The 12,334-nt window shown below is 73.8% G+C and carries 9 protein-coding genes; 3 read left to right on the forward strand and 6 right to left on the reverse strand.

The annotated features are described in order from the left end of the window. Positions 1 to 22 precede the first annotated feature (22 nt). Together CO540_RS15120 and eno are read right to left on the reverse strand one after the other, a co-directional pair. Entirely contained in the window at positions 23 to 658 is a 636-nt protein-coding gene (locus CO540_RS15120) for a septum formation initiator family protein (RefSeq protein WP_099164773.1), read from the reverse strand. Between the two features lie 29 nt (positions 659 to 687). Next, entirely contained in the window at positions 688 to 1,971 is a 1,284-nt protein-coding gene (eno, locus tag CO540_RS15125; protein WP_099162548.1) for a phosphopyruvate hydratase, read from the reverse strand. Between the two features lie 213 nt (positions 1,972 to 2,184). On the opposite strand from eno, the gene CO540_RS15130 reads away from it, so the two are divergent. Both CO540_RS15130 and nudC read left to right on the forward strand, forming a co-directional pair. Beyond that, entirely contained in the window at positions 2,185 to 2,877 is a 693-nt protein-coding gene (locus CO540_RS15130) for a hypothetical protein (protein WP_099162549.1), read from the forward strand. Next, positions 2,874 to 3,740, forward strand: coding sequence for an NAD(+) diphosphatase (nudC, locus tag CO540_RS15135; RefSeq protein WP_099162550.1), 867 nt, complete (start codon positions 2,874 to 2,876; stop codon positions 3,738 to 3,740). Before CO540_RS15130 ends, nudC begins: the two co-directional genes overlap by 4 nt. A 4-nt stretch (positions 3,741 to 3,744) precedes the next feature. Here nudC and CO540_RS15140 read toward each other — a convergent pair whose 3' ends face one another. From CO540_RS15140 to mfd, 4 genes are all read right to left on the reverse strand, one after another. After that, positions 3,745 to 5,364, reverse strand: a complete 1,620-nt coding sequence (locus CO540_RS15140; RefSeq protein ID WP_099162551.1) for a DUF885 domain-containing protein — start codon at positions 5,362 to 5,364, stop codon at positions 3,745 to 3,747. Positions 5,365 to 5,661: 297 nt separating this feature from the next. After that, entirely contained in the window at positions 5,662 to 6,651 is a 990-nt protein-coding gene (locus tag CO540_RS15145; protein ID WP_099162552.1) for a nucleoside triphosphate pyrophosphohydrolase, read from the reverse strand. A 2-nt stretch (positions 6,652 to 6,653) separates the two neighbouring features. Beyond that, positions 6,654 to 7,445 carry a hypothetical protein gene (locus CO540_RS15150; RefSeq protein ID WP_099164774.1) on the reverse strand — a complete coding sequence of 264 codons (792 nt, stop codon included), beginning with the start codon at positions 7,443 to 7,445 and terminating at the stop codon, positions 6,654 to 6,656. Positions 7,446 to 7,600: 155 nt separating this feature from the next. Further along, positions 7,601 to 11,257 carry a transcription-repair coupling factor gene (gene mfd, locus CO540_RS15155; RefSeq protein ID WP_099162553.1) on the reverse strand — a complete coding sequence of 1,219 codons (3,657 nt, stop codon included), beginning with the start codon at positions 11,255 to 11,257 and terminating at the stop codon, positions 7,601 to 7,603. Positions 11,258 to 11,388: 131 nt separating this feature from the next. Here mfd and CO540_RS15160 point away from each other — a divergent pair, with 131 nt between their 5' ends. Next, on the forward strand, positions 11,389 to 12,303 hold the full coding sequence (locus tag CO540_RS15160) for an AraC family transcriptional regulator (protein ID WP_099162554.1): 915 nt from the start codon (positions 11,389 to 11,391) through the stop codon (positions 12,301 to 12,303). Positions 12,304 to 12,334 lie beyond the last annotated feature (31 nt).

Genomic DNA, 12,334 nt, shown 5'->3' on the forward strand with positions numbered 1-12,334 from the left:
AACAGGACCTCTCGTGTGGTGCTCACTTGTCGCGGCGGTCGGCGTTGGCCGCCTGCACGCTCGACCACAGGGTGTCGTACCAGGGGTCGGGCGGCCTCGGCGCCCCCGCCTTCGCGCCCTTGCCGGCGTCCTTGGCGGCGCCGTCCGGGTCGGAGAGCACCACCAGCAGCGTCTCGCCGGGCTTACCCATGAAGAAGCGCTCCCGGGCCTGCGTCTTGACGTACTCCGGGTCCTTCCACTTGGCCGCCTCGGCGGTGAGCCGCTCGATCTCGGCCCGCTGCGCGGCCTGCGCGGCTTCCATCCGCTCGATGTCGGCCTGCTGGTCCAGGTAGACCCGGACCGGATAGGTGTATGCCAGGGCGAGCGCGATCAGCACCGCGAACAGCACGGTGGCGCGCCCGGTGAAGCGCCGGGGTTGGGGTGCGGTGAGCCGCTTGACCGCGCCACCGGCCGCGGTACGCCGAGCCGCGGCCGGGCGGCTCGCGGAGCGTACGCCGTCGGTGGCGCGGGACGTGCCGGGTGACCGGCCGGCGGCCCGCTGCTCGGCGCGGACGCCGCCGTCACGGGCCGTGGACCGGACCCGGGCACCGCCCGCCCGGCCGGCCTGACCCGGCCGACGGGCGGGGCGTTGGCCGCCCGGTGTGCGGCGCTGCTGCATCGTCACACCCCTCCCCCGGAGCGTCGGCCTCAGGCCGAACGGTAACGCGGGAACGCGCCGGCGCCGGCGTACCGCGCCGCGTCGGCCAACTCCTCCTCGATCCGGAGCAGCTGGTTGTACTTGGCCACCCGGTCGGAGCGGGCCGGCGCGCCGGTCTTGATCTGCCCGCAGCCGGTGGCGACCGCCAGGTCGGCGATGGTGGTGTCCTCGGTCTCGCCGGAACGGTGGCTCATCATGCACCTGAAGCCGGCCCGGTGGGCCAGGTCCACGGCGTCGAGCGTCTCGGTGAGCGAGCCGATCTGGTTGACCTTGACCAGCACCGCGTTGGCGGCCTGCTCGGCGATGCCCCGGGCGATGCGCTGCGGGTTGGTCACGAACAGGTCGTCGCCGACGATCTGGATCCGGTCGCCCAGCGCGGCGGTCAGGGTGGCCCAGCCGCTCCAGTCGTCCTCGGCCAGCGGGTCCTCGATGGACACGATCGGGTAGTCGCCGGCCAGCTTGGTGTAGTAGTTGCTCATCTCCTCGGCGCTCTTGGCGCTGCCCTCGAACGTGTAGCTGCCGTTGTCGAAGAACTCGGTGGCGGCCACGTCGAGCGCGAAGACGATGTCGGTGCCGAGCCGGTAGCCGGCCTTCTCGACCGCCTCGGCGATCAGGTCCAGCGCGGCGGCGTTGGTGGGCAGGTTCGGGGCGAAGCCGCCCTCGTCGCCGAGCCCGGTCGACAGGTCCTTCTTCTTCAGCACCGTCTTCAGCGCGTGGTAGACCTCGGCGCCGGAGCGCAGCGCGTCCCGGAAGGTCGGCGCGCCGATCGGCGCGATCATGAACTCCTGGATGTCGACGTTCGAGTCGGCGTGCGCGCCACCGTTGAGGATGTTCATCATCGGCACCGGGAGCAGGTGCGCGTTCGGGCCGCCCAGGTAGCGGAAGAGGCTCAGCTCGGCGCTGCCGGCGGCGGCCTTCGCCACGGCCAGGGAGACGCCGAGGATGGCGTTGGCGCCCAGCTCGCCCTTGTTGTCCGAGCCGTCGATGTCGATCATCTTCTGGTCGATCAGCCGCTGCTCACTGGCCTCGTAGCCGATGAGCTGGTCGACGATCCGGTCCTCGATGTTGGCGACGGCCTTCTCGACGCCCTTGCCCAGGTAGCGGTCGGAGTCACCGTCGCGCAGCTCGACCGCCTCGAAGGCGCCGGTGGAGGCGCCGGACGGCACCGCGGCGCGGGCGATCGTGCCGTCGTCGAGCCCGACCTCGACCTCGACCGTCGGGTTGCCCCGCGAGTCCAGGATCTCCCGGGCGACGATTCCCTCGATGGTTGCCACTGAGTCGCTCCTCGTTTGTGTGGTTCCGGTCCGGTATGGGCCGCGACGGTGCGGCTGAGGCAGGTGTTGAACGCAGCGTATCGGTCCCCGCCCTCCCGTACGCCGCTCGGGGCGGACCCCACGGCGCGAGCTGAGACGGACATTCCCGGATTACCGGGCGTCAACCGGCAACGGGTTTGCGAGAGGTTGCGTCGATCGACAAGGCTGGGCATCATGCCTGCCGCCTCGACGACTCTCCGTGTGCTCGCCGCCTCGGTCATCGTGTCGCTCTCGGTCACCGGATGCCAGGCCCTGGACGACGCGGGGGTCGCCCTCGGGCGGGCCGATCTGGTCAACGACCTCGCCGCGCGGATGGACCGGGCGCTGGAGCAGACCTGGGCCGCGGAATACCAGCTCGACGGCGGGCGGACCGCCTCGATCGCCCAGACCGAGGAGCCGCTCCGCTCCACCTACACCTGGCCCGGCGGCAAGATCACGGTGACCCAGGAGGCGGTGACCCGGTGCGCGAGCACCGCCGCCCGCACCTCCTGCACCGTGTCCCCGCCGTTGCTCACCGCCGGCAAGCCGTCGGTGATCGTCTACGACGAGGCCCGCAAGCAGGGCCTGGTCACCCCGCCGGCGGTGATCCGGCTGCTCACCGATGCCGCGCTGCGGCCCGAGGCGGTCATCACGCAGAGCGACACCACGCTGGCCGGACACCACGCCACCTGCGTCGACGTCACGAACGCCGGGGAACGCTTCACCGCCTGCGTGACCAACGAGGGGGTGCTGGGCAGCTTCACCGGCCGGCTCGACGGCAAGCCGGCCGAGGTGACGCTGAGCCGCTACACCGAGACGGTCGAGGCCGCCGCGTTCGCGGTGCCGGCCGGCGCCGGCGTGGTCGACCGCCGCACCACCACGTCGTGAACCACGGCGGCGCCGGAACCCCCGCACCCCACGCCGCCGGCGCAGCGGGCCGGACGGGCGCGGAGGGCTTCCGTCCCGCCGCCGACCACGGCCGGCCGCCGGACCCGGACGACCTGGCCCTCGCCGTGGCCGGGCGGAAGCTGCTGACCGGCGCCGACGGTCGACTGCCACGGATCGGCGAACTGCCCGCCCGGACCGGCTGGGTGGCGGTCGGCACGCTGGACGGGGTGCCGGCCTGGGCGACCGAGGTCAGCGACCCGGAGTCCCTGCCCGGCCGGTGGCGCAGCTGGCGCGGCCTCGCGGCCGAACTACCCGCCGCCGCGGCGGACCTGGCGGGGCGCGCGCTCGCCGTGGTCACCTGGCGGCGTACGCACCGGTGGTGCGGGGCCTGCCGGGCCGAGCTGGCCGACGTGCCGGGCGAGACCGCGCGGCGCTGCCCGACGTGCGGGCTGACCGTGTACGTGCCGCTGTCCGTCGCGGTGCTGACCGCGATCACCCGCCCGGGCGAGCTTCTGCTGGTCCGGCACGCCCACGGGCCGACGGAGCTGTGGGCGCTCGTCGCCGGCTTCGTCGAGGCGGGCGAGTCGCTGGAGGCGGCGGTGCACCGCGAGGTCGCCGAGGAGGTCGGCCTGACGCTGGACCGCCCCGCGTACGTGGACAGCCAGCCGTGGGCGCTGTCCGGGCCGGGCACGCTGCTCGCCGGTTTCACCGCCGCCGTGACCGATCCGGCCGCGGAGCCGGTGGTCGACCGGGCGGAGCTGACCGAGGCCCGCTGGTTCCCGGTGGACTCGTTACCGGCCGAGCTGCCGCCGGCGTACTCCCTGTCCCGCTGGCTGATCGACGCGGTGGTCGCGCGCGGTTGACCCGTCAGAGCCCCAGCAGCGTGCGCAGGTGGCGCGGGGGCGGGCAGTCGTGCGCCAGCATCGCGTCGTGCCACTCCCGGACCGGCACGTCGGCGGGTCGCGCGGCGGCGATGTCGGCCATCTCGCTGTAGCCGACGAAGTAGGTGGAGAGCTGGGTGGAGGTGAGCAACGCCCGCCGCCACTTGCCGGCCGCCTCGCCCTCCTCCTGGAAGCCGCGCCCGGTCATCAGCGCCATCGCCTCCGACTCGGGCAGGTCGTCGCAGTGCACGAGCTGGTCCAGCAGCGCGTTGATGGTCATCCGGAGCTGCATCTTGAGCTGTTGCAGGCGCACCGGCAGCCCACCGAAGCCGAGGCCCGCCATCAGCTCCTCGGTGTAGACCGCCCAGCCCTCGATGAACACACCCGACTCGGTGAGCGCGCGCACCCGGGTCGGGCCGGCGTGGCGCCGCGCGTGGGCGAGCTGGAGGAAGTGACCCGGCATCGCCTCGTGCACGGTCAGGTTGCGGATCATGTGGTCGTTGTACTCCCGGTAGAACGACTCGACCCGCTGCGCCGGCCAGTCCGCCGGGGTGGGCGCGATGCAGTAGAACGTCGGCACGTCGGCCGTCTCCAGAGGGCCGGGCGAGTCGCAGTAGGCCACCGCCACCCCCCGGGCGAACTCCGGCATCTCCTGGATCACGCACGGGTCGTCGACCAGGCTCACCAGGTCGTGCCGACGGACGAAGTCACTCGCCTCGTCGAGCGTGACGGAGGCGAGGTCGACGATGGTGGCGTCGTCCGGGTGCTCGGCGGCGAGCAGGTCCAGCGCCCGGCGTACCGTCTCGTCGTCGGCCGGACCGCCGACCAGCTCGACGGCCGCCGCCCGGATCTCCTCGGTGACCCGGTCGAGGTTGGCCCAGGCGCGGCGCTGGACCTCGGCGGCGCCCAGCTCGGTGTCGAGCGTGTGCCAGAGCCGCGCCTCCCAGCGTCGCCGGCCCAACCGGGGGTCACGCCCGGGACCGGCGTCGGCGGCCAGCCCCGCGCGCAGCCAGGCCACGAACTCGTCGAGCGAGGCGATCGCCGCCGTGGCGGCCGGCCCGACCCGGTCCCGCAACGCGGGCGCCTGGGCGAGCAGCGCGGGCACCTCGTCGCGGACCAGGGCCGCGGTGCCGGTGAACTGCCCGACCGCCGTCTCGGCGTGGATCCGCGGCATGTCGCGCAGCGTCGCGCGCGCGGTGGCCAGGGCGTCCGGTACGGCGGCGAGGCGCCCCGCCAGGTGGATCAGGCGCTCCTCGACCGGGGCGTAGGGGCGGGCCAGCAACGCGTGCAGCAGCGGGCCGGGATTGTGGCGCAGCGGGTCCCACTCGTGACCGCGGATCTCGGTCGCCTCGAACAGCCCGCGGTCGACCAGGCTGCTGAGCAGCGCGTGGTCGACGCTCTCCTCGACGTCGAGCGTGTCCGGGTCGATCTCGGAGAGCGCGTCGGCCGCGTCCTTCAGCATCGCCTGGTCGGCGGCGAGCGCGTCGGCGGAGAGGTCGGGCAGCCGGTCGTCGTAGCGGTGGTCCCCGGCGGCGGTGGCCAGCCCGGGCCGGCTCTCCAGCAACGCCTCGACGATCCGCTCCGCCAGCGGCACGAACGCTTCCATACCGAAACCCTACCGACCGCGCCGCCGGGCCCCGCCCTCCCACTGCCCCCGCCGCCGCGTTGATCAAGGAGTTCGCGTCTCCGTCGGCGCCCCTCCCGACACCAACTCCTTGGTCACCGAATCGGGTCCCCCGCCCCGGCCGAGCGCGATGTGGACCGCGAGTCTCGCTTCCCGGCGGGGCTTGGTCGATGGGGCCGGGCTGGGCGGACAGCCTCGGCGATCTTGCACTGTGCGCCCCGGCGAATGGGTGTCTGCGACGTCGGGAGGGCCGCAAGTGCAAGATCGCCGGGGTGGGGGTCAGGCGGGAGGGTTGGTGGTGGTGCGTTCGGCGGCGCGGACGGCGTCGGCGTACGCCAGGGTGGCGCGCCGGAGCGCCGCCTCCGGGTCGATGCCGGCCTGCCGGGCGGCCGCGACCGTGGACAGCAGGCTCGCGCCGAGGCGCGCCTCCGCGTCCACCTGGGACTCGGCCAGCGGCGGCGGCACGGCCAGCCCGACCCGACCGGCCCGGTCCAGGATCTTCGCGGCCAGGGCCAGCGCGGGCTGGCTCAACGCGATGCCGTCCAGCACCGAGTCGCGGGTCTTCTCGGCCCGCTTGATCCGCTCCCAGTTCGCCTCGATCTCCTCGATCGAGCCGGCCCGCTCGCCGGAGAACACGTGCGGGTTGCGCCGCACCATCTTGTCGACCAGGCCACCGGCCACGTCGTCGACGGTCCAGCTCTCGCCCTCCGGCAGGTTCTCCGCCAGCCGGGCGTGCAGCAGCACCTGGAGCAGCACGTCGCCCAGCTCCTCACGCAGCGCGTCGGTGTCGTCGGCGCTGATCGCGTCGTACGCCTCGTAGCACTCCTCGAGCAGGAACCCGGCCAGGCTGCGGTGGGTCTGCGCCCGCTTCCACGGGTCGCCGCCGGGCGAGGCCAGCCGGTCCATCACCTCGACCGCGTCGAGCAGCCGGGCGCCGGGCGGGTCCCACGAGCCGTACATCAGCTCCAACTCGGCCAGGCCCGGCTCGCGGGCCAGCCGCAACCCCAGCTCGCGGGCGAGCGACTCGTCACCGGTCGGGCCGGCCAGCCACACCGCGCCACCGTGCGCCGACACCGCGTCCAGCAGCGCCTGCGTCGCGCCCTCGGTCAGCACGCTCACCTCGGCGCCGGCCATCCGGACCACCCGGGTCAGCTCGCTCTCCGCGCCGGCGAAGACCGGCGCGGAGCGTACGGCGTCCCAGGCGGCCGAGGTCAGCAGGCCGGCGGGCAGCCGGGGCGAGGTGACCAGCAGGACGATGCGTGCCGTCATGCTCAGGGCGCCACCGACGCGTTCGGCTCGACCGACTCCGGCCCGGTCGACTCCGGTTCCGGGGTGGAGACGTCGGTCACCTGGTCCGCGCCGTCCACGTACGGCAGGTCGTACTGACGGAACCCGCCCTGCGTCTGGAGCAGCGCCGGGATCTCCAGCGTCGGGAAGCGCGGGTTGACGGTCACGTCGAGCTTGCGCACCTCGTCCCGCAGCGCCACGCTCACCGCGCCGACCTGCCGGGTGAAGGCGGCCTCGGCGAACTGCTTGCGCTGCTCCTCGGCCGACCACCCGGCCGGGGCCACCCCGGCCTTGACCAGCGCGTCGTACAGGTCGGTCCGCGACCCGTCGCTCAGCTCCGCCGGCGGCAGGCCGCGCTCCAGGGCCAGGTAGAGGTCGTACCACTCGGCGGCGAGCGTCGCGTACTCGGTGTTGGGCACGCCCAGTTCCTTGCCGAGCTGCTCGGCGGTGAGCTGGTCCTGCACCGGGATCTTCTTCTCCTCGGCGACCCGCTTGCCCAGGTCGATGCCGACCAGCAGGTTGAGGACGTCCTGGCGGTCCACGTTCAGCTTGAGCTGCTCCGGCGACGGGGTCGCGCCCTGCTGTGCCGCGGCGTCGCGCACCGAGGCCGCGTACGCGGTCTGGGCCTCGTCGTGGATCGTGTCCACCCGGTCGACGGAGTAGGTCCGGTCACCGACGTAGGCGGCGACGTCCGGGGCGGACCGGCCACAGGCGGTGAGGGAGAGCGCGGCGAGGGCCGCGACGCTGGTGGCGGCGAGGAGACGGCGAGCACGCATGACGGTCACTCTCTCACGCCCCGTACCCGCCTGTGACGCCGCCCACCTCACCGCGCCCCCGCCCCGGCCGGCTGCGCCGCCGCCGGCTCGCTGTGTCACCGTCCGCTCGCCACTGCGGGGCTGGCAGAACCGGCCAGCTCCTCGGGCTCGCTGTGTCACCGTCCGCTCGCCACTGCGGGGCTGGCAGAACCGGCCAGCTCCTCGGGCTCGCCCAGGACATCCGAGAGGAGCTGACCGCACCACTCCAGCAGCGCCTGGTCGCGCAGCGGCTCGCCGCCGATCCGGCGGGTGCTCGGCCGAGGCACGCTGACCTGGTCGAGCGCCTGCTTGTAGACCGAGTCCGGGTGGTAGCGCTTGAGCCGCATCTGCTTCGAGTCGGGCAGCGGCAGCGGGCCGAACCGGATGTGCTTGCCCTGCATCGAGACGTCGGTGAGGCCGTAGCGGCGGGCCAGCAGCCGGAACCGCGCCACCGCCACCAGGTTCTGCACCGGCGCGGGCGGCTCGCCGTAGCGGTCGGTCATCTCGGCGACCACCTCGCGCAGCCGCTCGGAGTCGCGGGCCTCGGCGAGCTTGCGGTACATCTCCAACCGCAGCCGCTCCACCCCGACGTAGTCGTGCGGCAGGTGCGCGTCGATCGGCAGGTCGACCTTGACCTCGGTCTCCTCCTCCTGGTGCTCACCCTTGAACGCGGAGACCGCCTCGCCGACCATCCGGACGTACAGGTCGAAGCCGACGCCCTCGATGTGGCCGGACTGCTCGCCGCCGAGCAGGTTGCCGGCGCCCCGGATCTCCAGGTCCTTCATCGCCACGTACATGCCGGCGCCCAGCTCGGTGTGCTGCGCGATGGTGGCCAGCCGCTCGTGCGCGTTCTCCGTCAGCGGCTTGTCCGCCGGGTAGAGGAAGTAGGCGTAGGCCCGCTCCCGGCCCCGGCCGACCCGGCCCCGGATCTGGTGCAGCTGGGCCAGGCCGAGCAGGTCGGCGCGCTCGACGATCAGCGTGTTGGCGTTGGGGATGTCGATGCCGGACTCGACGATCGTGGTGCAGACGAGGACGTCGAACTCCTTCTCCCAGAAGCCGACCATCACCTTCTCCAGCGCCTCCTCGCCCATCTGGCCGTGCGCCACCGCCACCCGGGCCTCGGGCACCAGCTCGCGGATCCGGCGGGCCGCCCGGTCGATCGACTCGACCCGGTTGTGCAGGTAGAAGACCTGACCGTCGCGCAGCAGCTCACGGTGGATGGAGGCGGCCACCTGCCGGTCGTCGTACGCCCCGACGAACGTCAGCACCGGGTGCCGCTCCTCCGGCGGGGTGGCGATGGTGGACATCTCCCGGATGCCGGTGATCGCCATCTCCAGCGTCCGGGGGATCGGGGTGGCCGACATGGCGAGCACGTCGACCGAGGCGCGCAGCGTCTTCAGGTGCTCCTTGTGCTCGACGCCGAAGCGCTGCTCCTCGTCGATGATGACCAGCCCGAGCTGCTTGAACCGGGTGGCCGCCTGGAGCAGCCGGTGGGTACCGATGACGATGTCGACGCTGCCGTCGGCGACCATCTCCAGCGTCCGCTCGGACTCCTTCGGGGTCTGGAACCGGGAGAGCTGCCGGATGTTGACCGGGAACTGGCTCATCCGCTCGGCGAACGTGTTGTAGTGCTGCTGCACCAGCAGGGTGGTGGGCACCAGCACCGCCACCTGCTTGCCGTCCTGCACCGCCTTGAACGCCGCCCGCACCGCGATCTCGGTCTTGCCGTAGCCCACGTCGCCGCAGATCAGCCGGTCCATCGGGACGGTCTGCTCCATGTCCCGCTTGACCTCCTCGATGGCGGCCATCTGGTCCGGCGTCTCCTGCCAGGGGAAGGCGTCCTCCAGCTCCCGCTGCCAGGGGGTGTCCGGACCGAAGTTGTGCCCCTTGGACGCCTTGCGCGCGGCGTAGAGCTGGATCAGCTGGGCGGCGATCTCGCGGACCGCCTTGCGCGCCCGGGCCTTGGACTTCTGCCAGTCCGAGCCACCCATCTTGTGCAGCGTGGGCTGCTCGCCGCCGACGTAGCGGGAGAGCTGGTCGAGCTGGTCGGTGGGGACGAAGAGGCGGTCGCCGGGCTGGCCACGCTTGCTCGCCGCGTACTCGATGACCAGGTATTCGCGGCTGGCGCCGTTGACCGTGCGCTGCACCAGCTCGACGTAGCGGCCGATGCCGTGCTGCTCGTGCACCACGAAGTCGCCGGCCTTCAGCTCCAGCGGGTCGATGGTGTTGCGTCGCCGGCTGGGCATCTTGCGCATGTCGCGGGTGGAGGTGCCCCGGCCGCCGGTGACGTCGTCGCCGGTCAGCAGCACGAACTTCGACGCCTCGTCGACGAACCCGGCGGTCAGGCAGCCGCAGGAGACGAGCACCTCGCCCGGGGCGGGCGCGGCGGGCACCTCCTCGGTGAGCCGGGCGCCGAGGCCGGCGTCGCGGAGCACCTCGACGGCCCGCTGGGCGGGGCCGTGGCCCTCGAAGACCAGCGCGATCGAGCAGCCCTCACCGGCCCAGCGCTTCAGGTCGTCGACCACCCGGGCGGTCTCGCCGTGGTAGAGCGGGGCGGGCTGGGCGGCCAGGGTCACCGCGATGGCGTCGTCCGGGGTGACGTCGACCTCCGTCGGCGCGTCCTCCCAGGGCTGCCGGGCCGGCGCCGCGTCGGCCTCGACCAGACCGAACGGTGCGAGCGTCCACCAGGGCTGGCCCAGGGCGCGGGCCGCCGTGCGTACCTCGGCCAGGGTCTTGAAGGCGGCGGCGCCGAGGTCGACCGGGGCCTGGCCGCCGACGGCGGCTGCGGCCCAGCTGGCCTGGAGGAACTCCTCCGAGGTACGGACCAGGTCGTGCGCCCGGGTGCGGATCCGCTCCGGGTCGCAGAGCAGCAGGTGGGTGCCGGCCGGCATGCAGTCGACCAGCAGCTCCAGCGCGTCGGCGCCGATCAGGGCCGGGGCCAGCGACTCCATCCCCTCGACCGGGATGCCCTCGGCCAGCTTGTCCAGGATCTCGGCCAGCTCGGGATGCTCGGCGGCGAGCGCGGCGGCCCGCTTCCGGACCGACGGGGTGAGCAGCAGCTCCCGGCACGGCGGCGCCCAGAGCTGCGCGACACCCTCGATGGTGCGCTGGTCGGCGACGGCGAAGGTGCGGATCTCCTCCACCTCGTCGCCCCAGAACTCGACCCGGGACGGGTGTTCGTCGGTGGGCGGGAAGACGTCCAGGATGCCGCCGCGCACGGCGAACTCGCCGCGCTTGGTGACCAGGTCGACCCGGGCGTACGCCATGTCGGTGAGCCGGCGGGCGACCTCCTCCAGGTCGGCCTCGTCCCCGGCGGCGAGCTGCACCGGTTCGAGGTCGCCGAGGCCCTTGAGCTGCGGCTGGAGCAGCGACCGCACCGGCGCCACGACCACCCGCAGCGGCCCGGTGCGCCCGTGCGCGTCGGCCGAGTCGGGGTGGGCCAGCCGGCGCAGCACCGCGAGCCGCCGCCCGACCGTGTCGGAGCGGGGCGAGAGCCGCTCGTGCGGCAGCGTCTCCCAGGACGGGAAGACCGCCACCTGCTCCGGCGGCAGCAGGCTGCCCAGCGCGGAGGCCAGGTCGTCGGCCTCGCGGGTGGTGGCGGTGACCGCGAGCACCGGCCGGCCCGCGCCGCCGGCCGGCTCGTCGGCGGCGACGGCGGCCACCGCGAACGGGCGCAGCGCGGCGGGGGCGGTGAGGTCGAGGCCGTCGACCCGGGCGGCACCGGAGCGCGCCAGGTCACGCGCCCGGGCCAGCCCGGGGTCGGCCAGGGCGGCGGAGAAGAGTCCGGTGAGCATCAGTGATCACTTCCAGCGGCTCGACACGACGAGGACCCCGCGTCCAGCCGGACGGGGGGTGCACCTGTCGAGACTATCCCGCGCCGGGGACAATCTCCGGTGGCACCGCGTAGGCCGGGAGGGGACGGGCAATGCCGGAACAGGTCGGTAGTGATCCCCGGACCCGAACCACGCCGGGCCGCTGGCGGGTCCTCGGGGTCGCCCCCGGCATGCTGCTCTACCAGGTGCGGTGCGTGGTCGAGGACCCCGGCTGGCACGGGCCGGCGCGGGACCTGGGGCACCGGGTCTTCCTCGGCCGCTCGGGGGTCTCCCTGCGCCGGCTCAACGGCCAGCTCAGCGTGGTGGACGCCACCTCGGTCCTGCTCACCCGCCCCGGCGACGAGATGTACGCCGCGCACCCGCTGGGTGACGGCGACGTCTACACCTGTCTGGAGCTGTCCCCGGAGCTGCTCGGCGAGCGGCCGGACACCGACCGGTGGCTGGGTCGGCGCGGCTGGGACGGCAGCGTCGACGAGCGGCTCGACCTGGAGCACCGGATGCTGGTGGCCCGCGCGACGGCCGGGCTGGACCGGTTCGAGTTCACCGAGCGGGTGCACCGCTTCCTGGGCCGGCTGCTGGCGGCCAGCCCGGTCGGCGCGGGCGAGCCGGGAGCCGAGATCGAACGGGCGGTCCGGCGCCGACCGGCCACGCTCGCCGCGCACCGCCGGCTGGCCGACCGGGCGCGCGAGGTGCTGGCCGCGTCCGACTCCCGGCTCGGACTGACCGACGTCGCCGCCCAGGTGGGCTGCTCACCGCACCACCTGAGCCGAGTGTTCCAGCGGGTCACCGGGCAGAGCCTCACCGCATACCGGAACCGGCTGCGGGTGCGCTCCCTGCTCGACGTGCTGGCCGACGGCGACGGCCCGCCGCTGGGCGAGGTCGCCGCCACGTACGGCTTCGCGGACCAGGCGCACCTGACCCGGGTGGTCCGGGAACAGGTGGGGCACCCGCCGGCCCGGCTGCGCCGGCTCTTCGCCGCCGGCGAGGCCGACCTGGACGCCGCCTGAACGTTCGCTCGACGATCCGAGCAAGATTCTT

Origin of the sequence: Micromonospora sp. WMMA2032 (assembly GCF_002688545.1) — a bacterium.
Classification (GTDB): Bacteria; Actinomycetota; Actinomycetes; order Mycobacteriales; family Micromonosporaceae; genus Micromonospora; species Micromonospora sediminicola.

What these genes read in the sequence shown, in the direction of transcription:
- CO540_RS15150 (WP_099164774.1), bottom strand. Translation starts at nt 7,445, where the DNA reads ATGCGTGCTCGCCGTCTCCTCGCCGCCACCAGCGTCGCGGCCCTCGCC.
- CO540_RS15130 (WP_099162549.1), top strand. Translation starts at nt 2,185, where the DNA reads ATGCCTGCCGCCTCGACGACTCTCCGTGTGCTCGCCGCCTCGGTCATC.
- CO540_RS15145 (WP_099162552.1), bottom strand. Translation starts at nt 6,651, where the DNA reads ATGACGGCACGCATCGTCCTGCTGGTCACCTCGCCCCGGCTGCCCGCC.
- CO540_RS15120 (WP_099164773.1), bottom strand. Translation starts at nt 658, where the DNA reads ATGCAGCAGCGCCGCACACCGGGCGGCCAACGCCCCGCCCGTCGGCCG.
- mfd (WP_099162553.1), bottom strand. Translation starts at nt 11,257, where the DNA reads ATGCTCACCGGACTCTTCTCCGCCGCCCTGGCCGACCCCGGGCTGGCC.
- CO540_RS15140 (WP_099162551.1), bottom strand. Translation starts at nt 5,364, where the DNA reads ATGGAAGCGTTCGTGCCGCTGGCGGAGCGGATCGTCGAGGCGTTGCTG.
- CO540_RS15160 (WP_099162554.1), top strand. Translation starts at nt 11,389, where the DNA reads ATGCCGGAACAGGTCGGTAGTGATCCCCGGACCCGAACCACGCCGGGC.